24 protein-coding genes, 1 tRNA gene and 3 pseudogenes are annotated in these 21,388 nt (G+C 67.7%); 13 read left to right on the top strand and 15 right to left on the bottom strand.

Features of this window, described 5'->3' with window-relative positions:
- Nucleotides 1–117: 117 nt before the first annotated feature.
- Nucleotides 118–504 (top strand): hypothetical protein, encoded by a 387-nt coding sequence (locus tag MED15_RS23675; RefSeq protein WP_112585172.1) that lies wholly within the window; start codon nucleotides 118–120, stop codon nucleotides 502–504.
- 128 nt (nucleotides 505–632) lie between these two features.
- Here MED15_RS23675 and MED15_RS23670 read toward each other — a convergent pair whose 3' ends face one another.
- The 3 genes from MED15_RS23670 to MED15_RS23660 form a co-directional block, all read right to left on the bottom strand.
- The gene (locus MED15_RS23670; protein ID WP_112736969.1) at nucleotides 633–1,235 is read right to left on the bottom strand and encodes a hypothetical protein; all 603 of its coding nucleotides are present in this window, start codon (nucleotides 1,233–1,235) and stop codon (nucleotides 633–635) included.
- Nucleotides 1,236–1,333: 98 nt separating this feature from the next.
- Nucleotides 1,334–2,476 carry a glycoside hydrolase family 53 protein gene (locus tag MED15_RS23665; protein WP_112736967.1) on the bottom strand — a complete coding sequence of 381 codons (1,143 nt, stop codon included), beginning with the start codon at nucleotides 2,474–2,476 and terminating at the stop codon, nucleotides 1,334–1,336.
- Between the two features lie 9 nt (nucleotides 2,477–2,485).
- Complete coding sequence (locus tag MED15_RS23660) at nucleotides 2,486–3,679, bottom strand: cellulose binding domain-containing protein (protein ID WP_112736965.1); 1,194 nt, start codon at nucleotides 3,677–3,679, stop codon at nucleotides 2,486–2,488.
- A 194-nt stretch (nucleotides 3,680–3,873) separates the two neighbouring features.
- On the opposite strand from MED15_RS23660, the gene MED15_RS23655 reads away from it, so the two are divergent.
- The 3 genes from MED15_RS23655 to MED15_RS23645 all read left to right on the top strand — a co-directional run bounded on the left by MED15_RS23655 (nucleotide 3,874) and on the right by MED15_RS23645 (nucleotide 6,660).
- Entirely contained in the window at nucleotides 3,874–5,634 is a 1,761-nt protein-coding gene (locus tag MED15_RS23655) for a DUF1996 domain-containing protein (protein ID WP_112585164.1), read from the top strand.
- Between the two features lie 253 nt (nucleotides 5,635–5,887).
- Nucleotides 5,888–6,142 (top strand): hypothetical protein, encoded by a 255-nt coding sequence (locus MED15_RS23650; protein WP_146766742.1) that lies wholly within the window; start codon nucleotides 5,888–5,890, stop codon nucleotides 6,140–6,142.
- Nucleotides 6,139–6,660 (top strand): hypothetical protein, encoded by a 522-nt coding sequence (locus tag MED15_RS23645; RefSeq protein ID WP_146758834.1) that lies wholly within the window; start codon nucleotides 6,139–6,141, stop codon nucleotides 6,658–6,660. The genes MED15_RS23650 and MED15_RS23645 overlap by 4 nt, the downstream gene beginning before the upstream one ends.
- Nucleotides 6,661–6,667: 7 nt before the next feature.
- Here MED15_RS23645 and eccCb read toward each other — a convergent pair whose 3' ends face one another.
- Together eccCb and MED15_RS23635 are read right to left on the bottom strand one after the other, a co-directional pair.
- Complete coding sequence (eccCb, locus tag MED15_RS23640; RefSeq protein WP_112736959.1) at nucleotides 6,668–11,041, bottom strand: type VII secretion protein EccCb; 4,374 nt, start codon at nucleotides 11,039–11,041, stop codon at nucleotides 6,668–6,670.
- Between the two features lie 3 nt (nucleotides 11,042–11,044).
- Nucleotides 11,045–11,512 carry a hypothetical protein gene (locus MED15_RS23635; RefSeq protein WP_146754741.1) on the bottom strand — a complete coding sequence of 156 codons (468 nt, stop codon included), beginning with the start codon at nucleotides 11,510–11,512 and terminating at the stop codon, nucleotides 11,045–11,047.
- Nucleotides 11,513–11,878: 366 nt separating this feature from the next.
- Here MED15_RS23635 and MED15_RS34715 point away from each other — a divergent pair.
- A pseudogene (locus tag MED15_RS34715) lies at nucleotides 11,879–11,975 on the top strand (DUF4291 family protein); the annotation flags it as partial.
- Nucleotides 11,976–12,117: 142 nt separating this feature from the next.
- Complete coding sequence (locus MED15_RS23625) at nucleotides 12,118–12,945, top strand: SAM-dependent methyltransferase (protein WP_112585154.1); 828 nt, start codon at nucleotides 12,118–12,120, stop codon at nucleotides 12,943–12,945.
- 88 nt (nucleotides 12,946–13,033) lie between these two features.
- Here MED15_RS23625 and MED15_RS23620 read toward each other — a convergent pair whose 3' ends face one another.
- On the bottom strand, nucleotides 13,034–13,441 hold the full coding sequence (locus MED15_RS23620; protein ID WP_112601596.1) for a nitroreductase family deazaflavin-dependent oxidoreductase: 408 nt from the start codon (nucleotides 13,439–13,441) through the stop codon (nucleotides 13,034–13,036).
- A 500-nt stretch (nucleotides 13,442–13,941) separates the two neighbouring features.
- Here MED15_RS23620 and MED15_RS23610 point away from each other — a divergent pair, with 500 nt between their 5' ends.
- Complete coding sequence (locus tag MED15_RS23610; RefSeq protein ID WP_112733748.1) at nucleotides 13,942–14,370, top strand: DUF4279 domain-containing protein; 429 nt, start codon at nucleotides 13,942–13,944, stop codon at nucleotides 14,368–14,370.
- 40 nt (nucleotides 14,371–14,410) lie between these two features.
- Here MED15_RS23610 and MED15_RS23605 read toward each other — a convergent pair whose 3' ends face one another.
- Complete coding sequence (locus tag MED15_RS23605; RefSeq protein WP_112585146.1) at nucleotides 14,411–14,950, bottom strand: DinB family protein; 540 nt, start codon at nucleotides 14,948–14,950, stop codon at nucleotides 14,411–14,413.
- A 123-nt stretch (nucleotides 14,951–15,073) separates the two neighbouring features.
- On the opposite strand from MED15_RS23605, the pseudogene MED15_RS34710 reads away from it, so the two are divergent.
- Nucleotides 15,074–15,208: pseudogene (locus tag MED15_RS34710) on the top strand (site-specific integrase); the annotation flags it as partial.
- Between the two features lie 27 nt (nucleotides 15,209–15,235).
- On the opposite strand, the gene MED15_RS23595 reads toward MED15_RS34710, so the two are convergent.
- The 5 genes from MED15_RS23595 to MED15_RS34330 all read right to left on the bottom strand — a co-directional run bounded on the left by MED15_RS23595 (nucleotide 15,236) and on the right by MED15_RS34330 (nucleotide 17,152).
- Nucleotides 15,236–15,847 (bottom strand): hypothetical protein, encoded by a 612-nt coding sequence (locus tag MED15_RS23595; protein WP_112736957.1) that lies wholly within the window; start codon nucleotides 15,845–15,847, stop codon nucleotides 15,236–15,238.
- Nucleotides 15,848–16,018: 171 nt separating this feature from the next.
- A complete protein-coding gene (locus tag MED15_RS33600; RefSeq protein WP_167457711.1) occupies nucleotides 16,019–16,192 on the bottom strand; it encodes a hypothetical protein in 174 nt (57 codons plus the stop codon).
- Complete coding sequence (locus MED15_RS23590; RefSeq protein WP_112585142.1) at nucleotides 16,189–16,407, bottom strand: hypothetical protein; 219 nt, start codon at nucleotides 16,405–16,407, stop codon at nucleotides 16,189–16,191. The genes MED15_RS33600 and MED15_RS23590 overlap by 4 nt, the downstream gene beginning before the upstream one ends.
- Before the next feature lie 84 nt (nucleotides 16,408–16,491).
- The gene (locus MED15_RS23585) at nucleotides 16,492–16,926 is read right to left on the bottom strand and encodes a hypothetical protein (RefSeq protein WP_244220553.1); all 435 of its coding nucleotides are present in this window, start codon (nucleotides 16,924–16,926) and stop codon (nucleotides 16,492–16,494) included.
- Nucleotides 16,871–17,152, bottom strand: a complete 282-nt coding sequence (locus tag MED15_RS34330; RefSeq protein WP_244220552.1) for a hypothetical protein — start codon at nucleotides 17,150–17,152, stop codon at nucleotides 16,871–16,873. Before MED15_RS34330 ends, MED15_RS23585 begins: the two co-directional genes overlap by 56 nt.
- Nucleotides 17,153–17,425: 273 nt before the next feature.
- On the opposite strand from MED15_RS34330, the gene MED15_RS23580 reads away from it, so the two are divergent.
- Genes MED15_RS23580 through MED15_RS33260 form a run of 5 tightly spaced genes read left to right on the top strand, consistent with a single transcriptional unit; the run spans nucleotide 17,426 to nucleotide 19,794 of the window.
- Complete coding sequence (locus MED15_RS23580) at nucleotides 17,426–17,818, top strand: YbaB/EbfC family nucleoid-associated protein (protein WP_112601591.1); 393 nt, start codon at nucleotides 17,426–17,428, stop codon at nucleotides 17,816–17,818.
- A complete protein-coding gene (locus tag MED15_RS23575; protein ID WP_112601590.1) occupies nucleotides 17,818–18,132 on the top strand; it encodes a type VII secretion target in 315 nt (104 codons plus the stop codon). Before MED15_RS23580 ends, MED15_RS23575 begins: the two co-directional genes overlap by 1 nt.
- Nucleotides 18,133–18,151: 19 nt before the next feature.
- A complete protein-coding gene (locus MED15_RS23570) occupies nucleotides 18,152–18,877 on the top strand; it encodes a WXG100 family type VII secretion target (RefSeq protein ID WP_112736955.1) in 726 nt (241 codons plus the stop codon).
- Nucleotides 18,878–18,887: 10 nt separating this feature from the next.
- The gene (locus MED15_RS23565) at nucleotides 18,888–19,514 is read left to right on the top strand and encodes an EndoU domain-containing protein (RefSeq protein WP_112736953.1); all 627 of its coding nucleotides are present in this window, start codon (nucleotides 18,888–18,890) and stop codon (nucleotides 19,512–19,514) included.
- A 22-nt stretch (nucleotides 19,515–19,536) separates the two neighbouring features.
- On the top strand, nucleotides 19,537–19,794 hold the full coding sequence (locus tag MED15_RS33260) for a hypothetical protein (RefSeq protein WP_146754740.1): 258 nt from the start codon (nucleotides 19,537–19,539) through the stop codon (nucleotides 19,792–19,794).
- Between the two features lie 48 nt (nucleotides 19,795–19,842).
- Here the strand turns inward: MED15_RS33260 and MED15_RS23560 are convergent.
- The 3 genes and pseudogenes from MED15_RS23560 to MED15_RS34325 all read right to left on the bottom strand — a co-directional run.
- A pseudogene (locus MED15_RS23560) lies at nucleotides 19,843–20,010 on the bottom strand (IS3-like element IS1141 family transposase); the annotation flags it as partial.
- A gap of 421 nt (nucleotides 20,011–20,431) precedes the next feature.
- A tRNA-Val gene (locus tag MED15_RS23555) sits at nucleotides 20,432–20,503 on the bottom strand.
- Nucleotides 20,504–20,553: 50 nt separating this feature from the next.
- Nucleotides 20,554–21,225, bottom strand: a complete 672-nt coding sequence (locus MED15_RS34325; RefSeq protein WP_373861077.1) for a TIGR02611 family protein — start codon at nucleotides 21,223–21,225, stop codon at nucleotides 20,554–20,556.
- Nucleotides 21,226–21,388: the final 163 nt, after the last annotated feature.

The raw sequence follows: 21,388 nt of genomic DNA, 5'->3' as shown, positions 1-21,388 counted from the left end.
TCGATTCTCACCCACAGCCATCGAGGCTAGTAGATCACACCAAGTGCTTGACCCTTCAAATTTCCACCGGTAGCCTTTTGGCATCCATCCATGGATGTCTATTTGAGTAGGTGAACTGTGCTGCTGAAATCCCTCGCCCTCGCCGCGTCCGTCGCCGGCGTGCTGGCCACCGCGCCCGCCGCCTCGGCGGCAAGCTCCCAAGCATCAAACGAAGCCTGGCTACCCGGGAACTGTCCGCAGGGCACGTTCTGCATCTGGCCCAACTGGGATCACCCGGCAGAGGGTCCGACCGCGACTCCGTCTCTGGTGACCACTACCGAGTGGTCCGGCAACGTCCCGGCCTTCAACTTCTACAACCGCACCTCCCGCAACGCCGAGATCACCTGGTCCTACAACTACCTCGGGACGCAGCTTTCCGGCGCGATCTGCGCTCGGCCCGGCGGCGGGGACCTGTATGTGCCCATGTTCGTGACGAAGGTGAGCTGGCAGCCGCGCACCTGCTGATCCTCGCCCGCCGCCCGATCGTGGCGACGATCGCCGTCCACGACGCCCCGTTGGACCCCTGAAACGCTTCTCGCCGACCTCGACGTCCAGCCGAGTGTCCTTGACCAACAGCCCTCCCAGAACGTGGTTCAGCTTCCGCGATTCGGGTCGGTGAGAGCGTTCCAGTCCTCGGCGCTCGTCGGAAACGGCCCCCAGTGCGGCAGATAGAAGGGGCGCCGCGGTGGGTCGGCCACCGTGAAGGGTTTGAACGCGGGATCTGCGATCACCCGGTAGACGAACTCGGCCGTCGACATGTCGAGTTGGTGCCACGGTTCGATGCTGTCCCACCGCGCGACCACAGGCCACCGATCGGGCTCCACTGCGCGGTCCGCCAGCCAGTAGTACTCCCCTTCGGTCTGATCGCTGCCCCACTGGATCAGCCCCGGCCCCCTGTCGGGCTCGTACAGGTCGTAGGGGGCCCACAGCTGCGCGGACTCTTGCCCGGCTGCCCACTGGCGACAAGATGCCCAGGTCCGAAGCAACGGCTGCGCGTGGTCGTCGGTCGCCCGGAGAAGGTCCAGGTACGCGTAGAACGCCCCCGGTACGAACCGCCGGCACAGCTCTTTGAAGTCCGACGGCAGCACGACCCCCAGCTCGCCCTCCACCTGCTCCCAGCCGGCATCACCCTCAGGATCGTGGCACCATCCGGTCACCTCGATGATTCGATCGATCCACCTCTGCTGATCATTCACGGCCGGCAAAGTAACAGCACGGGCGGACACCCCCTCGTCTGGACGCCAGCCGCCTGCTGAGCGTTGTCCCGGTCAGCTGCTGCAGCACGCAGAAGGCGTCAGGGCGCCCACCGCACGCCCGGGTTCACCCGCCCGGACCAGTCGAAGACGGCCATGTTGTCCCACTGATTTCCGGTGCCGTTGATGTCGGCCGGGTCCCAGCCGTTGCCGCGGACGGCGTACCAGGTCGGTTCCCAGTAGAAGACGCCGATGGCGCCCGCGTTACGGGCGGTGTTCTGCACCCAGTCGAACTCCTGGGCCTGCCCGGCCCAGGTCGCGCTGATGCCGTCACAGGTCGCGTCGCCGATGGCGTTCGGCTCGCTGTCGGCGTTGTTCCGGGTGAAGGGGTACGCGGTCTCCACGATCACCACCGGTTTGCCGTAGCGCCCGCGCAGGTCGACGATGTTGTTGTAGAGGTTCGCCAGGCTGCCGTGCCACATGCAGTAGTACGACTGGGCGGTGATGTCCCACTGCACACCCTGGGCGCGGATGCCGTCGTAGAACCATCGGGCGTTGGCGTTGCTGTCGGCGTTGGCGGTATGGATCATCACCGGGATGCTGCTGCCGCACGCCTTGGTCGCGTTGTAGCCCTGCTTCAGCAGACCGGCCAGCGGGGCGAAGTCGTTGTTGACGACCTTGCCCTCGTTCCACAACATCCCGACGTTAATCTCGTTGCCGATCTGCACACTGTCCGGTGGGGTGCCCTGCCCACGAAGGCTGGAGCAGACGTCGTAGGTGAAGGCGTAGACGTCGGTACGCAGTTGGCTCAGGCTGTGGCCGGTCCAGACGGCCGGCTTGTACTGCTTGCCAGGGTCGGCCCAGGTGTCGGAGTAGTGGAAGTCGATGAGCACCTTGAGGCCCTTCGCCCTGGCCGCCCTCGCCTGACCCAACACCGCGCTCTTGTTGTTGTAGCCGCTGATCGGGTTGTTCCAGACGCGTAGTCGGACGTAGTTGACGCCGACGGACTTCAAGATGTCCAGCGGGTCGCGGGCGACCCCGCCGGCGTCGTAGTACCTGGCACCGAGATCCAGGCTGCGCTGCAACGAGGAGACGTCGGCTCCCCGCACGGTGAGCGTGTTCGCGGCGGAGACGGGCTCGGGCGCGCCGGCGAGCGTGGTGGCGACGGCGAGGAGGCCAGCCGCGGCAGCCCCAATCAGGGCCCTGGCGCGGCGTTGGTGGGGTGTGGACGAATGTGTGTTCACGAGGCTCCTTCAGCCCGCCGTGCAGGGGGCACCGTTCAGCGAGAAGCCGGTCGGCGGTGCGTCGCTGACGCCCCACCGCCCCTGGACACCGAAGGTCGCGGAGCCGTTCGGCGCGAGGACGCGGTTCCAGTCGACGTTACGAGCGGTCACTGCGGTCCCGGTCTGGCCGATCGTGGCGTTCCACCCCGAGGTGACCTGCTGGTCTCCCGGGAAGCTGAAGGTGACGGCCCAGCCGTCGATCGGTGCCGCCCCGGCGTTGTGGACCGTCGCAGTGGCCACGAAACCGCCCTGCCACTCGGACTGGTTCCGGTAGGTCACCCGGCAGGTCGAGGGCGGCGGGGGCGGCGGCGTGGAGGTCCTCGTCGGCAGAGTGACAGTGTTTGACGCGATCGACACGTTGCCCACCGCATCCCGGGCACGCACGTAGTACTGGTTCCGCAGCGGCGTCGACGCAGGTAGGTCCGCCGTGTACGTCGTACCCGGCACGGTGGCGACCAGGACGGAGGTGAACCAGCCGTCGAACTGGTAGACGTTGTACCCGAGCACGCCGACGTCGTCCGTCGACGGCGACCATGACAACGTGCCGGTCGAGGCGGTCACCTCGCCGACGGTCAGATTCTGCGGCGCGCTCGGCGGGGTGGTGTCCGGGCCGGTGTCCGTCACCGGTGTGACCACTGTCAGCGCGTTCGACCAGTTCGAGCGTTGCCCGAGGCTGTCCCGGGCGATCAATCGGAACGAGAACTGCATGCCGGGCCCAACGTGGGCGGTGATCGTGGTGGTGGTGACCGCGCCGGCGCTGGCGCTGAGGATGACATCGCCAAACTCCTGGTAGTACGTGATGTCGTAGCCGGTGATGGCGCAGCAGTCGGACGTGGCGGCCGTCCAGGTGAGGGTGATCGACCCGGTCCGGACCTCGCTGGCGGTCAGGTTCGTGGGCGCGCTCGGCGGGACGGGCGAGGTGCTCGGCGTACTGGACGGCGTGGTCGGCGTTGGCGGGGCGGTCCCGGCCGCCGCTGCGACGGACACCGCGGCCCCAGCGGGCGCCGGGGCGACCCCCGGGTACGCGGCGGGCGCAGCGGTGCCGGCGTCGGCCGCCGGTGCGGCGCTCAGAGCGGTGCCGAGCACCGCCGTCGACACCACGACGGCGGCCAGCAGACCCGGCCGCAGACGGCGGAACAGCGAGGACGAGCGAACGCCTGTCATACGTCGACGATGCAGCAGGAGATCGATGATCGCCAACGTGTCTCACGCCTCGGCCAGTGAGCGGCGCGGCTCATGCCTGACTTCTTACCGAACCATGACGTGCCCGTTGACCGTTGACCGTTGACCATGCGCCGGCCCGTACCGAGGGGAGACAGCACATCACCGGAGCCGTTTCCGGCCTTGAGGAGATTCCGATGACCCGCAGAAAGAACGGGACCGCACTGGTCCAGACCCGGCCGGCCCGGCTCGCCATGGCCGCACTGGTGCTGGCGGCCACCGGCGCGCTCACCGCCACCTTCGTCTCCGGTGGCGGTAAGGGCACCGCGGATGCCGCCACGAGCCTGGACCAGTTCGTGTCGATCGAGAATGTGCCGCCGAACGTGCGGAACCCGAGGCCGGCCGCCGGTGCGTCGACCGGCCGGTTCACCGTCGACTGCGGCACGAACGGCAACGGCAAGTTCAGCCCGGACAATCCGGTGGCCCAGCCCGGTATCCGCAACGGCGCCGAACACGTCCACGACTTCGTCGGCAACCTGGCCATCACCGCGAACTCCTCCGACGCCGATCTGGACGCCTCCGGCACCACCTGCCGCAACGGTGACAGGTCGTCCTACTTCTGGCCGGTGGTGCGGATCGACAAAACTGTCCGCAGCGGCAAGCAGGTCCAGCAGGCCCTCGCCCAAACCCAGCCGATGGTCGTCTGCCCGTCGGTCGACAAACGGCTGCGGGCCGTCCCCACCGGGGCCCGCGCCACCGTCGACCGCCTGTTGGCGGAGCTGGACCGCCAGCAGGCCGCAGCGAACCAGCGGATGACCGCCAGCCGGGGCCGCATCGACGCCGCCTTCAACCGGGAGGTCATCGACTCGCTGCGAGCCCGACGTGCCGCGATGATCAAGCAGATCAGCACCACGATCACTAAGGCCGGCGGTAACCAGCCCGGCCTGGTCTCGCTTGTGGACTGTGACGTCAGCTACGACGACATGCACGCCCGGATGCCTGGCAGCGCCCACCGGGCGAGCGTCAAGGCGGCCCAGGCCGCGAATCCGCGCATCCAGTGCCCCGCCGTGCGGGACCGGTTGCCCGGCGTACCCGATCGGGCGCTCGCCGAGGTGAACCGCAACCTCGACGACCTCGACCGGCAGGTCTCCGAGGCCAACGAACGCCTGGTCACCAGCCGTGGCCAGGGCGGCCCGGCCTTCGTCGACAACGCCATCCTCGGACCGCTGCGCGCCAAGCGGGTCGCCGCGCTCGACCGGATCGCCACCGCGATCGGGCGGCAGGCCTCCCGTCCGCAGGGTCTCGAAGCGCTCGCCGCCTGCACGCTGGACCAGGCCCCGACCACCCCGGCGACACCGGGCAGCGCGCCCACCACCGCCGCCGCGCTACCCGACCCGCAGGGGCCCAATCTTGAGCTGCCCGGCAACACCGGCGGCATCGTCCGCCCGGCGCAGGTGCTGATCGAGTACCGCGGCAACCCCGTCAGCAATGTGGTGCCGATGCCGAAGTTCCTCCGGGCCCTCACCGGCGACGCCAAGCCCACCAGCCGTGGTCCGGCCAACGCCCGCGCCACCTGGACCTGCTCGGGCTTCACCGACCGGCTCTCCGACAAGTACCCGATCTGCCCCGCCGGCAGCCAGGTGCAGCGCGTCCACGACTTCCCCGGCTGCTGGGACGGCAGGAACATCGACAGCGACAACCACCGCAACCACGTCGCTTTCGCCGACAGGGCCACCGGCGCCTGCCCACAGGGCTTCCGGGCGATCCCGCAACTGCGGATCACCGTGGCTTACGACATCGCCCGCGACGTGCAGGTCAAAGGCCAGTATGCCCTCGACTCCTTCCCCGAGGAGAACCACAACCCCTTCTCCGACCACAACGACTTCGTCAACGTCAACTCCGCCCAGACGATGCAACGCATCGCCACCTGCATCAACAAGGGCAAGAACTGCTCCTGACGGCCTCGGGCTGGAGTCTGCTCACGACAAGGACCCGAGCAAGTGCATTGTCCTTGGAGAGCGGTGTTTCGGATGTTGTCGACCATGTTGAGCAATGAGTCATGGTGGAAGCTGGTCACCGTCGAAGTTGTGGACAGACATCGCGACCGGCTCGCAGTCAGGACCCGGTGGTAGCTGGCGTCACGCTACGACTGCAAGGATGCGCTACGGTGGCCGGAGGCGCGGCCGGCGTTGCCCGGAGGTGATTCAGTTCGTGGACGACAGCTCGCTGGACTTGGACCCGGATGGTCTCCTTCAAGTCGCGCGCGGCATCGGTGACCTGGCTCAGCGGTTACTCTCGGTCGAAGCTCCTCCCGGCGAGGAGGCGCTGATGTCCTGGATCGATGAGTTGCCTCGAATCGGCACTGAGCTTCATGAGGTCGAAGGGCTCCTCCGGGAGCTCGCCCGCTCGGCAGCGGCAGCTGACGAGGAGTTGGTAGCACGATTCGTCCAACAGGGTGACGTATGACGGAAGAACCTGTGTCGTACAAGCGGCTAGTGGCCGATCCGTCCGGGTCCGGTCCGGACCCCAGCGAGTGGTGGGTGCAGCTAGCTCGCACGGCGCGGGACAGCGCTGCCGAGCTGGGCCGGCTGCACCGGCTTCTCGACGGGCACTGGCGCGCCGGACGCAACCGGGATCAAGTCGATGAGCTGTTGCGTCGTTTGACCCATCGACTCAACGAGGCGCAGGATGCGTGCGCGGCAATCGCCGCACTGCTGGCCAACCGCAGCCACGAGCTGGCCCAGGCGCGTGAGCTGGTTCTGCGAGTGACCGACGAGGCGCGGCTTGTGCGGCTCGTAGTGACGCCAGAGGGCGAAGTCGAACGGCCGTCCGGCTCGGGTCCTATGCCGTTGGCAGTGCGTGCCGTCGCGCAACGGCTGACGGCCCAGATCGCCGGGGCGTTGGCAGAAGCAGCGGCGGCGCAGCGGAGAGTGACCGAGGAAATGGCCGTCCTGTCGCCGCCGGCTCCGTGGTCGGCTGGGTAGGGGCGAATCACCCAAGGTCGACCAAGGCGGTCTGAATCAGCTGCTGGCCATCACGACGGCGAACCAGGGTGCCCCGACCGGGCGGTTGCGGGCTCGGCCGCAGCGTGCCGAAGACCGCGCCCTCCTCCCGGTTTCCGGACATCAGCAGGCCTGGCGAGTCCAACTCGCGAAGCCGTTGCAGCACCGGCTCGTAGAGCGCCCTGGACACGCCACCGACGCGGCGCGTGACGATCAGGTGCAGACCGATGTCGCGGGCCTGCGGCAACAGCTCGTGCAGGGCGCTCAGCGGGTTGCTGCCGCCCGAGGCCACCAGGTCGTAGTCGTCCACCAGGATGTACAGGTCCGGACCCTTCCACCAGCTCCGATCACGCAGCTGGGCGGTGGTCACGTCCGGGCCGGGCAGACGGTTGGACAGCGCGCTGCGGATCGACGCGAGCCCCTGAGCGAACGCCTGGTTCGACGGGGCGTAGTCGAGCAGGTGGTCACCCTCCACCGCCCCCAGCAGGCCACGCCGGTAGTCAGCGATCACCAGCCGGGCCTGCGCCGGCGTGTACCGCTCGGTGATCCCCCGGGCGATCAGGCGCAGCAGGTTGGTCTTGCCGCACTCCGCGTCGCCGAAGACCGTCAGGTGCGGCTCGTTGGCCAGATCCAGGTAGACCGGCGCGAGTGCCGACTCGTTGACACCGATCGGAAGACCCGGCGCCGCCGACCGATCCGCCTCCGACGCCGACTGGTCGACGACCTGGGCTAGTTCGCTGACGGTCAGCCGGCGCGGCAGCAACCGCACCTTCGGCGCCGGGCGACCCGGCCAGTTCGCCGCCACGTGCCCGGCCAGGGACAACGAGGCCTCGCCCAGATCGTCGATGTCGCGACGGCCGTCGATCCGCGAGATGGCGGTGAGGAAGTGCAGCTTGTCCCGGGTCAGGCCACGACCGGGCGACTTCTCCGGCACGTTGTTCGCCGCGCGGCGGTCGATCTCTGACTCCGACGCGTCACCGAGACGCAGCTCCAACTTGGTGCCGAGCAGATCCCGCATGTTGATCCGGATCTCCGCCCACCGGACGGCGGTGAGCACCACGTGCACACCGAAGCCGAGGCCCCGGTTGGCCAACGTGGTGATGGTCTGCTCCAGCTCCTCGTACTCCTGGCGCAGGGTGTTCCACCCGTCCACCACCAGGAACACGTCGCCGAACGGATCATCGGCGAACTCGCCGGCGGCACGGCGACGGCGGTAACTCGCCACCGAGTCGATGCCATGCTGGGCGAAACGAGCCTCCCGCTCGTCCAGGATGGCGACCACCTCGGCCACCGTCCGGCGAACCGCCTCAACGTCACGCCGACCCGCCACCCCCGCCACGTGCGGCAACCGCTCCATGCTGCGCAGCGCGCCCCCACCGAAGTCCAGACAGAAGAACTGCACCTCCCGCGGCGTGTGCGTCAGCGCCAGCGAGGCCAGCAGCGTACGCAACATCGTGCTCTTGCCACTCATCGACCGACCGACGATGACCACGTTGCCACCCGCGCCGGCCAGCTCGACCATCATCGGGTCCCGACGCTGCTCGTAGGGCCGGTCCACCACACCGACCGGCACTGTCAGTCGCCCACGCCCGGGCCAGGAGGCAGTGCACAACCCATAGGTCGGATCCACCGCCAGCGGACCGAACAGCTCACCCAGGCCCGGCGGGTCGGCCAACGGCGGCAACCACACCTGATGCGCCGGGCGGCCCCGACCCTTGAGCCGGTCCACCAGGACATCCAGGATCGTACCGCCGGCCCACGCGTCCCCCCGGGCGTCCGACACAGCGTCGTCTTGCACGGGCCGTCGGGACACGTGGGCAGCCTCGAACCGGGTCATCGCCGAGCTGCCGACCTTCAGGTAACCGTGCCCCGGCGCGTTGGGCAGGTCGTACGCATACGGAACGCCAAGCACGATCCGGCTCTCCACCTGCGAGAAGGTCCGCAGACCGATCCGGTACGACAGGTGCGTGTCGAGCCCCCGCAGCTTGCCCTCCTCCAGCCGCTGCGAAGCCAGCAGCAGGTGCATTCCCAGCGACCGGCCCAACCGGCCGATCATCACGAACAGGTCGATGAAGTCCGGCTTCGCCGCCAACAATTCCGAGAACTCGTCACAAATGATCAACAGGCTCGGCATCGGCTCCAACGGCTGACCCGCCGCCCGTGCCTGCTCGTAGTCGTACCGCGACGCGAAGTGCCCCGCCGCCCGCAGCACCTCCTGCCGCCGGTTCACCTCACCGGCCAACGCGTCACGCATCCTGTCCACCAGCGGCAACTCTTCCGACAGGTTCGTGATCACAGCACTGGTGTGCGGCAATGCGTCCAACGACGCGAACGTCGCCCCACCCTTGAAGTCCACTAGGACGAAGTTCAACTCCTCGGACGAATGCCGCGCCGCGAGCGCGGCAATCACCGTACGCAGCAGCTCGCTCTTGCCCGAACCGGTGGCACCGATGACCAGACCGTGTGGGCCCACGCCACCCCGGGCCGCCTCCTTCAAATCGAGCAGGACTGGCTGGCCACTCAACTCGAACCCGATGGGTACCCGCAGGTGATCGACGCCCAGCGGCGTCGCGGTCCCCGCGAAGTTCATCAGCGCCTGGTGATCGGCGAAGCCGAGTACCTCCAACGCAACATCCCTGGTCGCGCCGGCCAGATGCGCGGCACCGGCCCTCGAATGCGGCGTCGGCAAGCCGTACGCCCCCGCGATCCTCGAGATCATCGCGGTCGCCCCGTCGGGCACCATCTCGCCGAACTCAGACTCGGGATCGGAGTCGACGTCGCTCAACGACAACTCCGGCAACGCAATCTGGAACATCCGCCGGCCCTGGATCGCCCAGCCAGGCGCAGACAGCGGCAGCCGAGCCGCAAGGTCCGGATCAACCATGGAGTCCGCAGGCCGCAGCAGCCTGGTCTCAATCCGCAGATGGGGTAGCTCGGTCAGCTCGTCGGGGATCCGCCGCCAGCTCCGGTTGAGCACAGCGAGGTGGAAGCCGTAACCCAATCCCCGGTTCGCCAGCTCGACGACCCGGCTGGTGAAGTCGTCCAGCAGCGGGGCGAAGTCCATCCAGCGGTCCACCACCAGAAACACGTCCGGATACGGCCCGTCCGGCAGCATGCGCCGCCGCGAGCGCAAACTGGCCGGTGACTCCAGCTCGTGGTCCCGGAACAGCCGCTTGCGCCGCAGCACGTCGTCCTCGAGCCGGGTCAGCAGCTTCTCCAGCTCTTCGACCTCGTCGTCGCCCAAAACCGTCTGCACGTGCGGCAGCCGCCGCATCGGCCACAACCAGTTTCCACCCGATTCCAAGTAGTGAAACACCACCTCGTCGGTGGAGTGAGTGAGCGCGAGACCACCGATGATCGTGCGCATCAGGGTCGTCTTGCCCATCCCGGCCCCTCCAATGATGAGAAGGTGCCCGTCCGAGGACGCCAGATCCAGCGATACCACTTCGCCGGAGGGCCGATCGATGCGCTTACTGCGGCCGACCGGCACCTTGAGTAGGCCCTGCTGCCGCCATTTGACCGCGCACAGCCTCACGTCGTCCGCGGTCTCCAACGGACCGAGCAGGTCACCCAGCCGGGGGTCTCGCTGATCCCGTTGCCCACGGGGCCGGTGGTGCGTCTCCCGGGACAGCGCGATGTGCACCTCACGGCTCGCCCGACCGAACTGGCACGGCGACTGCTCTGTGGTGCGCTTCGGCAACTCGCTCTGCACGTACCGCCACAGGTCCTCCGGCGTAATCCAGCCTCGCCCGGTCAGATCTGCCGCCCCGGTGCTCAGGCCCTGAATGACCGTGTCAGTGAAAGCGGACCGCTGCCGCGGCGTGGCCGCAGTTGCCGGCTGACCGTCACCGGCCCGTTCTACCGAGTTGGTGGCGGTGATGACGTACCGACCGTCGCCGGCCTTCAGCTCCCCGTCCAGGTTGAGCTCCGCCGGCGACTTGGACCGCTCGAACGCGCCGCTGTAGCAGCAGTCCAGCAAAATGATCGAGCTCGCCGCCGGTGACTCGTCGAGCAGCTCGTGGACGAACGACGCCGAGATCGCCGTCGACGACAGGTGCCGGGCCTCGGTGTTTGCAACCGCCAGGTAAAACCGACCTTTGGGGCCCTGGCGGATCCCGTGGCCGGAAAAGTAGAGCAGGATCAGGTCATCCGGGCCGGCACCGCGCAGGATCGTCTCCATGGTGCGCTCTACCGAGCTCTTCGACTCGTTCTCCAGCAGAACTGTCTGGTCGAACGCCCCAATGTCCTTGTTGGCGAGCAGGCTCTGCAGGTCACGGGCCTCCTCACGCGGAGCGTAGAGGTCAGCCAGCGATTCGTCGATGTAGCGGTCGTTGGCGATGAGCAGGGCCAGTCGCTGTCCCACCGCTCACGCCCCCGTGCCGCCAGAACGTGGCCGGGGAGTCACAGGCGGGGTGGCCGGTGAGTCCCCTGAGGACGACGGGAGGGCCGGCCCGGGCGGACTGGACGCCTCGATTAGCCGCGCCAACCCGGCGACGAGCGTGGGATCGTCGGTCCGGGTGCTACCGGTGACGACCACCTCGGTGTCGCCGCAGCGGATGCGGATGGACCGTGCCGCGGTCCGCTCGGCGTAGGCGATGGCGATCTGGGCGATGGCCCGCATAGTGGTGGCCGAAAAGAAACCGCCCACTGCCAGCATGCCGAGCTCCCATGCCTGCGCAGACTTGCTCCCCTGCCCCACGCCCGCAGCAGCGACCGACGTGACCTGTACCCGGGGCACCATCCGCAGGTCGTCACCGAGACCCTGAGTAAGGGCGTCCAGTCGCTCGCCGCCGATCGGTCGCTCAGGTTCGACAACCAACACCAGTTCCGACATCCTCACCCCTTCACGTTACGTTCAGTGTCCACATGCAACCACCTACGAGTGGAGTGTGGTTCAGCGGCTATTCCGCCGCTACGCAACCACGGGACCGCTCCCCGCCGCTGGTTGTCATGACAGTAGGTTGCCGTGGCATAGGCCGCAGCGTCAGCACAAGGGCTGGCCCGTCCTTGTCGAGACGCAGCCCGAGGCCCCGAGCCGATTGCCGCGGCCGTGCGGGCAGATTGGCATGGCGTACTCGAAGGACATTCAGACGGGTAGCAGGCTCTCCGCCTCCGGACCACGCCGTCGCTGCTGCCAGTGTCGGCCCTCCGTCACAGCGTCGAGCCGTCGCCCGAGCAGGCACCCAGCCAGGACGTAGCCATCTCGGCGCAGTGGGATCCGGATTGATCACTGCATTTCAAGGCACTGCCGTACCGGTCGATGCAGGTCGGGATGTCCGGCGAGGCCGTCGATCAACACATGTGTGCTGGTGAGGCGGCGATTCACTGGGAGCGATACCAGCGGGACAAAGTTCAACCCTCCCGATCGCTACACTCGCCGGAACGCCGGCACCGCCGCAGACCTCGACCTGCGCCAATCCCCATCGAATGGAGACGCCTGTGACCCGCGACAAGGCGGCACCCCCCGGTATCGACCCCAACATTCCCAGCGTGGCCCGGGTCTATGACTTCTTCCTGGGCGGCAAGGACAACTTCGAGGCCGACCGAAAGGTCGCCGAGCACGCCCTGCGGATCACACCGGACGGGCCGGCAGCTGGCCAGGCCAACCGGGCCTTTCTGCGTCGAGTGATTCGCTTCCTCGTCAGCGAGGCCGGCATCGACCAGTTCCTCGACATCGGATCGGGGCTGCCCACCCAGGGCAACGTGCACGAGGTCGCCACCGAGCAGAACCCGAAAGCTCAGGTGGTCTATGTGGACAATGACCCAATAGTGCTGTCGCACGGGCGGGCCCTGCTCGCCGCGGAGGGCACCGCGACGGTGATCCAGGCGGACATCCGCGAGCCGCAGGAGATCCTCAACCACCCGGACGTACGCCGGTTCCTCGACTTCGACCGGCCGATCGGTTTGCTGCTCTTCGCGATCCTGCACCACCTCGGTGACGACGAGGACCCGAAGGCGGTGGCGGCCGCGTTGATCGACGCACTGCCCTCCGGCAGCTACGTGGCGATTTCGCACTTCCGCGACCCGGGCGAGCGAGACCCGGAGGGCTCCCGCAAGGCCCGCGAGGTCGAGCGGATCTTCAACGAATCGTTGGGCACCGGCCGCTGGCGTACGGACGAGGAGATCCTCTCGTTCGCCGACGGGCTGACGGTGCTGGAGCCGGGGCTGGTACCGCTGGCCGAGTGGCGTCCAGAGCCGGACGCACCGGCTGGGGTGCAGACCGACACCTATCACACCTTCGTCGGGCTCCTCGCCCGCAAACCGTAGGCGCCGTCTCCGGGTGAGATCCGTCGGCGGGGCGCGCCCCGCCGACGGATCCACGTGTCAGATCTGAACCGGGTCGTACCGTCTCTGCCTACGGCGCGGGTTCCAGTACGACGACTGGGATCTGGCGGCTGGTCTTCCGCTCGTAGTCGGCGAAGCCTGGATACGCGGCCTTCAACGGGCTCCAGATCCGTTCCCGCTCGTCACCGACGGCAACTCTCGCGACCAACTCGACCTTGTCCGTACCGATCTCCGCTTGGACCTTCGGGTTAGCGAGCAGGTTGTAGTACCAGTCGGGGTTGGTGGGCGCCCCGCCCTTGGACGCGAACACGGCATAGCCGCCGTCCACCTTCTGGTACATCATCGGGTTGACGCGAGGCTGGCCGCTCTTGGCACCGACCGTGTGCAACAGCAGCAGCGGGGCACCAGCGAACTGACCGCCGACCTGCCCACCGTTGTCGCGAAACTCCGCGATGATCTTGTCGTTGAAGTCGCTCATGCTTCTCCCCGCGTCCGCGCACCGGTTCCGTCGACACGATTCTGACAGTCCCCGGCGCCCACTGCTCGGTTGCGCCGACTGCAGTCGTCACATGCGCCGACGTAGAGTCCTGGCCGTGGGCGAGGGTCGCTTCGAGCGCTATGACCGATGTTCCCAGATCAAGCGCAAGAAGATGCGGACCCCGAGCACCGCGAGCACGACCACGGCTGGAATGGCCATAAGAGTCCACGGCCTACCGAGCAGGTTGGCGGTCCCAAGCAGGGCGACCGCGAGACCCTCCCATAGCAACTCGCGTCCGCTGAGAAGCTCTCTGCGAGGCGGCCGCTGGCCCTGCCGTCTTTCTGCCCGCAAGCGCCGAACTGCTTGCAGCGTGAACACCACGCCAAGTGCGAGGCAGGTCGGGCCCGCCAGAAAGTCCAACGCGTTCGGCACCATTCCTCCTAGGTGCATCGCGGGGGTGAAGCTGGTTCGTTGCGCTGGTGCGCTGCCATGATCGAGCCATGCGGATACATCAGTATGTGTACTTCTTGTTGCGTTCGGATCATCTCCCTGCACGCGAGATGGCGGCGCAGTTAGGCATGGAGCCAGACGAGAGCAGCGTCAAGGGAAGCAAGAGGGAGAGCCCTCCGGTGCCGGCTGTCCACTCGTGGAGGGTTGTGTGTCGTGACAGCGGCTTGACGGTCGATGAGCAGGTCGACCGCATCCTCGACCGCCTTGAGCCTATCGCTGATCGGATCGCGGCCCTCGTGAGAGTGATCGACGAGTCGGAGGGGGAGGGCCTCACCTCGACACTCCAGGTGGTGCGCTACCTCAATGACGAAGATGGCGACCAGCATCAACGACTCGGCTGGCACCTCGATCGCCGAGCCCTGGAGTTCCTTCACCAGACCGGGGCCGAGCTGGACGTGGACGAATACGGAGATGACTGAAGCGTGGCTAGCGCGCATGCTGACCCACCGCCCCGGTGGGTCACAGGCCGGTTCGCCCGTCGATGCACTCACGCAGGAGGTCGGCGTGGCCAGCGTGCCGCGCATACTCCTCGATCACGTGGACAAGCACGTCGCGCATGGAGTGGCTGCGACCGTCGACCGGCACCTCGCGGCCCAGGTCGGCCTCCTCAAGGGCGTCGAGCCATTCGTCCGCCTTGGCGATCTCGGCCTTCCAGGTTGCAAAGGCGTCCTTCACCACCGCTGGGTCGGGGACCGCGCCCCCGAAGTCCCAATCCCTGTCGTCCTCGTGCTTGTAAAGGCCCGGTGCGCCGGTCCGCCCTTGCAGCACACGCTGGAACCATTGGTTCTCCATCTGAGCCAAATGGCGGACCAGGCCGAGCAAGCTCAGGGTGCTGGGCGGTACCGAGCGTCGGCCGAGCTGCTCGGCGTCCAGCCCGTCGCACTTCATCTCTATGGTCAGACGGTAGTTGCCGAGGTACTCCCGGTAGGTCGCCTTTTCGCCGACGGGCTGACCGAAGGTCCTGGGGTCGCCCCCGGGGGCGGTCCACAGTTTGCTCACGGCGCCACCCAATCGCGGGCGGACCGCACCAGTCAAGCGAGTTGCGGTGCCCCAACTTCGACGGCCACCAGGAGGAATTCGATCGCCGCTCGCTCACCGGCCAGAAGCGAATGTTGCCGCAGCGACGTCCATCCCAGAGTCGCCATGCAGGTGCTGAGGCACGCCCGCTTCTCCGTGACGATGGAGATCTAACCGCAGGTCTCATCAAAGGCGACGTCCGAAGCCCTCAAGCGCCTCGGCGACTCGCTCGGCATGTGACCCACATGGGCAGAGACTGGTACTGGTTCAGTTCTCGCGGTTCGGGTCGCCGAGAGCCTCCCACTCCTCAGGTGTACTGGGAAATGGTTGCCAGTACGGCAGATAGAACGGCCGCCACGTCGGAGTGACCATCGAAAACGACTCCAGCTCCGGGTCCGCGAGCATGCGGTAGACGAACTCCGTCACGGACATGTCGAACCGGTGCCACGGGTGGGGTGGGTCGTGCCGAGCGATCACGGGCCACCGATCAGACTCCACCGAGCGGTCCGCCAGCCAGAAGTACTGACCCCCGGACGAGTCGTGACCCCATTCGATCAGCCCGGATCCCTTCTCGGGCCCGTACAGGCCGTGCGGGGCGTACAGGTGCGCGGCGGGATCGTCGTCCTCGCTCATCCAACGCCGGCTGGAGTTCCACCACCCGAGCAGCGAAGTCGAATCGTGATCGTCGTTCGGTCGCAATAGGTCAACGACACCCATGAACAGGCCTGGCACGAACCGCCGGCACAACTCCTTGAAGTCGCTAGGCAGCGTGACGCCGAGCTCGGCCTCCACCTGCTCCCAGCCGGCACCGCCCTCAGGCTCATGGCGCCACCCGGTCACGTCGATGATCCGGTCGATCCACGTCAGCTGATCATTCACGGCCGGCAAGGTAACAGCACAGGCGGACAACTCCTCGCCTAGTCGTCACCCGCCGCTGACCGGCAAGCCGGTCGGGTCGGGCTTGATGCGAGGTCAGGCAGTCTGCCGACGCGCGTATCGGCTCGGTTGGGCTGGGACAGTTGCTGTACTTCGCTGCTGTACTGCTTGGCCTCAAATCAGGCGCTGGATGCGGACCTTTGGGCGCTCGTTCCTGAGGTGGCCGTGCTTGTGCTGGCGGACCTGCTCGTCCCAGACCTCCTGGTCGTAGTCCGGGTCCGGTGGGATCCACTTGTGCGAGCCGTCGTTGTAGTGGAACTTCTCGTCGCCACGCCGCAGGATGCTCACCGCAGCCAGCCGAGGAAGCGTCTGTGCAGCGCACCCGCCGGCACCCAGGTCAGGTCCTCGGAGGCCCGCACCAGTTGGGCACCTAGGTAGAGAGCCAGGGAGATCGGAGCGTCGTCGAACTCGGCGCGTAGCTCGCGCTGCCGTGTGCGGCAGGGCCAGGGCGCATCGCAGCCGCGGCAACTCCAGATCGGCAGCACCGGGCCGTGCGTGGTCATGCGCGGCCTCCGAGCAGGCCGCAGCCCTCACCTACGGTGACAGGACCGCAGTTGCGGCAGGTTCGTGCGGGTTGACCCGGGGGCCTACGCCGCCGTGGTCGGGTAGCCGTACTCCTTTGCCTTCTCGCGCAGGTCGGCCAGTTCAACTTCCGGGTTGAGCGCGCTGACGGCTGCGTCGGTCAGTGGACGGAGCGCAACGACGTGTTCAACCACAGCGCGATCCAAGTCGATTTCGTAGACATCCTTGGCGTGCTCGATGTACTCCGAGACGATGTCGTCGCAGAGGATGTCGAGCAGCCATGAGCCGTCTGGATCGACCTCATCGTCGTCGGCAGGTGAGAAGTCGATGTGGTTGCCGGCATGCCACCGCTCGTCGTTGGTGCGCCGCCAGAGGACGAAGGTGGCGTCAAGGGTGCCGTCCTGCCGGCAGAACGCAGGCTCGTGTACCTGCGTCTGGAACTGCTCAGGCATTCCGTCGAGGAGGCCCGGCCACAGCCGACCGTCGGTGTAGTTGAACATCGACGACTCGTGGTAGATACCCCGGACGAATACGCCGTCGGCGGTGAAGACGATGTCGTACTCCTCGCCGCTGCCGACGCATCGACGCCGCCTCGTCCTCGCCCCATTCGCGGTCGTAGGAGTAGTAGTCGCCCCCGACGACCGCATCGAGCATCGCCAGGGCTTTGCAGCGCTCGCGCAACACGTCGATGGAAGGCAGCCGCTCGGCGATGTCGTACACGGTCACGCCGGGAGCCTACGTCCCGACGGCGAACCAGCGCCGCAAGTCGCTACGCCACCCCGTAACCGACCGAGCCAGAACCCAGCGGCATCACGGCCTCCCTCAGGCCGGCGGGAACAACTACCGACAGTGACGTGCCCCCCGAACCATCTAGGCGCCTCGTCGCCGAGATCCAGATTGACCCGATCACGCCGCATTCGCTCGGCAATCTTGGTGTGGCGGGCCGCGGCTACACTGGCGCCCCTGAATCCCCTGCTCGGCAACCGAAACGGAGGCGCGATGGGTAATCCGCTGTTGGACGCCGAGGATGCGCGGGAACGCCTTGAGGCATGGCAGGCCAATGCCTCGCGCCGGGCCGCCGACACGCAGGCCGCCGCTGCCGGCTTGCGCGCGCTGCGGGTCACGGCCAGCGACGCCCACGGGATCGTCGAGGTCACCGTCGACTCCACGGGGGCGATGGCCGACGTCCGGCTCTCCGCGCGTGTGCAGCGCGTGAGTCTGGAGCAGACGCAGCAGGCGATCATGGGCGCCTATCGCAACGCGCGGGTCAAGCTCGCCGAGGCCGCCGCCGAGGTCGTGCGGGAGACGGTCGGCGCCGACTCGGCGACCGGCCGGGCCCTGCTGGCCGGATTCCGGACCGCCGACACCGAGGACGAAGAGGGGCGTTACTGATGCACGGAGGGTTCGAGGTCGACATCGAGGCCCTGCGCGCGCACGCCACGGCCATGTTGGCCATTCACGACCGCTTCGCCGCCGTCAAGGCCGCGAGCGGCACCATCTTCCAGGCCGACGATGCCTACGGGCAGCTCTGCCAGTTCTTACCGCCCATCCTGGAGGGACGCCACCGGGACCAGGACAAGGGCGTGGACATGCTCGCCGAGAACATCGCGCTGCTCGCCGCAGGAATCAAGAAAACCGCCGACGCCTACGAGCGGACCGAGGAGTCGACCACCGACGGCTTCAACTCCTTCCACTCCGCGACCTGAGCCGGCCCGGCGTCCTCTCATGAGCAACCCACTGGTCGCCACGACCTCCGACATCCCTTCGACCAGCGCCGCGCACCGCGACGGCTGGACCGGCCTGCCGCTTGCCGACGACTACATGGGCATCAAGAACGCCATCGACTCCGGCAGCTGGATCGACGGCTCAATCGCGGGCTTGGGCGCCGCTCTCGACGGGGCGGCCATCGCCATCGACCCGTTCAGCACGCTCCTGTCGATGGGCATCGAGTGGGCCATCGAGCAGGTCGAGCCACTGAAGCAGGCACTCGACTGGCTCGCCGGTGATCCCGAGACCATCGAGACGCACGCCATGACCTGGGACAACATGGCCAGTGAGCTGTTCTCCATCGCCGAGGACCTCAAGGCGCGGCTGGTCTGCGACCTCGACGGATGGCAGGGCGCCGCCGCCGACGCCTACCGAGACATCCTCACCATCAACATCGACGTCGCCGGGATCTTCGCGGGCACGGCCGCCGGCATGGGTGCCGCGACCCGTGGCGCGGGAACCGTGGTGCAGATAGTGCGGGAGGTCGTGCGCGCCTTCATCGCCGACTGCATCGCCAAGGTCGTGGTGTGGCTGGCCGAGGTGGTCTTCTCTCTCGGCTTCGCCACACCGCTTGTCGCCTCCCAGCTCGCGGTCGCCGTCGTCCGCTGGACCGGCCGCATCTTCGGCTGGCTGATGGGCCTGATCGCCAGCCTCTCCGCCCTTCGCGCACTCCTCGACGTCTAGGCGGCCCTCGATGCGACAACTCATGGCGGCTCTGCGGACCACCGCCGTCCTGGTGGTCCTGTTCGCTGTGGCGGGTCTCCACAAGCGCCCCCCAGGCCCCACCCCACCGCACGGCGGTGGCGGCGATGGCCCCAAGCGTCCCAAGTTCAACCCCGCAATGATGCCCAAGCGCGTGGGACCAGCCCAGCAGCACGGCATCAAGCGCGCCGAGGAGGGCCGCCCGAAGGGCGCCGACACATCCGAGCCGGAGGCGCCCAAGAGGACCAACCCCTGGGACGACCCCGAGTTCACCGACGCCAAGTACGACATGGACCGCTTCGGTCAGATGGGCGACGGGGCGATGGACAAGATCTGGGACGGCGACGGCATGGGCAGTGGCGACCACAAGCCCTCGTCCACCGAGCCCGGCAAGACGCGCTTCCCGCCCGGCACCACCAAGGAACAGGTCGAGGGCTGGTTCAAGAGCATCGCCGCCAACCCCGACAGCCGCCCTAAGGCACGTCTCGACGGCGACGGTTGGCTCGTCACCGGCACCCGCGACGGCATCACCTGCGTCGTTATCCTGGACAAGGACGGCAGCATCGCCGGCGGCTACCCCGTCAGCGGCGAGGGCCTCACCACCAACCCGCTGGCCTAGCCACCGAACCCACGGGAGACCCATGGAAGTCATCGATTTCTACCGGCGCAGCCGCCGGATCACCGACCAGCTCGCACCCAGGATCAGCCCGGAGTACCGGCCGATTGTCCTGACCGCCGGAGGCGCCGGGGCCTGGGACCTGGCGATCCCGACGCTCGTCGGCGCCCTGTTGAAGGAGGACGTCGTGATCACCACGGCGGAGAAGGACGCGCTGCGGGAGCTCATGGAGTTCCGCCGGGAGCCTCTGACGCGCCTGGAGCAGATCCGGACCTCGGACTGACGGCCGAAGCGTAGATCGGGCCCCTCGAACCCTGCACCGTGTCGACCAGCAGGGGGTTCGGGCCTGTTCGATGTTGTCGAAGCGGTCGGGGAAGCCGGGCCGGTACTCCAGTGTCTTGAAGTGCGCTTCGCCGTACGGGTTGTCGTTGCTGGTGTGCGGCTGCGAGTGGCTCTTGGTCACGCCGAGGTCGGCGAGTAGGAACGCCACGGGTTTGGCTGCGGGACCACTGTCGACGCCGCCGAAAAGCTAGGGCGACGCTGGCTTGGAATCGACGTGACGCCTCATCGACGCCTGCTGGCACCTCGGCAGGCCCATGACCACCGACACCGCCAGCGGCGCCACGACGGCCGACCACCGTCAAGGCAGCCTTGACGGCCAACCGAACGCCTACGCCGGACTGCGCCCGCTGACCTCGACGTCCACCGCAGAGTCGCCATGCAGGTGCTGAGGCACGCCCGCTTCGCCGTGACGATGGAGATCTATACCCAGGTATCCAACAAGGCGACCAGAGACGCCCTCAAACGCCTTGGCGATTCACTAGGCCAATCACGCCGTTGCTGTACTTAGCTGCTGCACGACAGCAGAAAGGCCACCTCCCGAACTCGGGAAGTGGCCTTTGACCTGCGATGACTGAGAGTGGGCGATGCTGGTATCGAACCAGCGACCTCTTCGGTGTGAACGAAGCGCTCTCCCACTGAGCTAATCGCCCTCAGCGCCACTGACTCTACCCGATCGTGGAACCGGACCGGAAATCCGGGGTCAGTGCGTCGCGAGGTAGTGCATCGCCTCGGCCACCACGTCGATGCCGAGGCTGTACTTGAGGGACAGCCAGACCACCGTGGCCACGAAGACCAGGCCGACGGAGCCGAGCACGATTCGTACCAGCAGCGACTGCCTGGTTACCCAGCGTGTCCATCCGTGGACGTGGCGGCGGGTAAAGCCGAGCAGCCGGCGCGCCCAGTGGTATTCGACGGCCCAGATGCCCAGGCCGGCGATCACCAGCAGCCAGCCGGGCCCGGGAAGCGGGATGAGGGCGATGCCGATGGTCACCACCAGGGCTCCGGCGATCGCGATGAAGATCTTGAGTGCGATCCGGCCGGTGGGGTTGGCGCGGATGAGGTCGAGGGTCAGCGAGATCCGCTCACGCCAGCGGGGCCGGCGCGGCCGCTCCTGCACGGCGATTCCGCCACCACGGCCGGCGTCGGCGTCGCCGCCGCCACCAACGCCGGTGCCGCCGCCACCAACACCGGCGCCGCCGCCACGACCAACGGCGGCGTCGCCACCACGACCGGCGCCACCACCACCTGGACGACCGGCGTCGGACGCCGGCCGACCGGCCCGTTCGGGCTGCTCCATCGGCACTCCGTACCCCCGCTTTTCGGCTGCTCGGACCGCGACGTTCGGCGGGCCGGGCGCCGCCGCCGGATCCACTGAGGATTGCTTCGTCACCATTTCACCCCCCAGTGTCGCTCGGGCCCGTCACTGCAACGGCCGACTGGACGTTACCGGAGTAAGTCGACGACTGAGCCACCCGATACCGGGCGGGATCACGCACTGGGCAGAACCGGAAATCCTACATGAATGCTCACATTCA

It is taken from the genome of Micromonospora noduli (assembly GCF_003264475.1).
Classification (GTDB): Bacteria; Actinomycetota; Actinomycetes; order Mycobacteriales; family Micromonosporaceae; genus Micromonospora; species Micromonospora noduli.
This window is presented reverse-complemented; position numbering and strand designations above follow the sequence as displayed.

What these genes read in the sequence shown, in the direction of transcription:
- MED15_RS23660 (WP_112736965.1), bottom strand. Translation starts at nt 3,679, where the DNA reads ATGACAGGCGTTCGCTCGTCCTCGCTGTTCCGCCGTCTGCGGCCGGGT.
- MED15_RS23655 (WP_112585164.1), top strand. Translation starts at nt 3,874, where the DNA reads ATGACCCGCAGAAAGAACGGGACCGCACTGGTCCAGACCCGGCCGGCC.
- MED15_RS23645 (WP_146758834.1), top strand. Translation starts at nt 6,139, where the DNA reads ATGACGGAAGAACCTGTGTCGTACAAGCGGCTAGTGGCCGATCCGTCC.
- MED15_RS23635 (WP_146754741.1), bottom strand. Translation starts at nt 11,512, where the DNA reads ATGTCGGAACTGGTGTTGGTTGTCGAACCTGAGCGACCGATCGGCGGC.
- MED15_RS23620 (WP_112601596.1), bottom strand. Translation starts at nt 13,441, where the DNA reads ATGAGCGACTTCAACGACAAGATCATCGCGGAGTTTCGCGACAACGGT.
- MED15_RS23610 (WP_112733748.1), top strand. Translation starts at nt 13,942, where the DNA reads ATGCGGATACATCAGTATGTGTACTTCTTGTTGCGTTCGGATCATCTC.
- MED15_RS23590 (WP_112585142.1), bottom strand. Translation starts at nt 16,407, where the DNA reads ATGACCACGCACGGCCCGGTGCTGCCGATCTGGAGTTGCCGCGGCTGC.
- MED15_RS23585 (WP_244220553.1), bottom strand. Translation starts at nt 16,926, where the DNA reads ATGTTCAACTACACCGACGGTCGGCTGTGGCCGGGCCTCCTCGACGGA.
- MED15_RS23580 (WP_112601591.1), top strand. Translation starts at nt 17,426, where the DNA reads ATGGGTAATCCGCTGTTGGACGCCGAGGATGCGCGGGAACGCCTTGAG.
- MED15_RS23575 (WP_112601590.1), top strand. Translation starts at nt 17,818, where the DNA reads ATGCACGGAGGGTTCGAGGTCGACATCGAGGCCCTGCGCGCGCACGCC.
- MED15_RS23570 (WP_112736955.1), top strand. Translation starts at nt 18,152, where the DNA reads ATGAGCAACCCACTGGTCGCCACGACCTCCGACATCCCTTCGACCAGC.
- MED15_RS23565 (WP_112736953.1), top strand. Translation starts at nt 18,888, where the DNA reads ATGCGACAACTCATGGCGGCTCTGCGGACCACCGCCGTCCTGGTGGTC.
- MED15_RS33260 (WP_146754740.1), top strand. Translation starts at nt 19,537, where the DNA reads ATGGAAGTCATCGATTTCTACCGGCGCAGCCGCCGGATCACCGACCAG.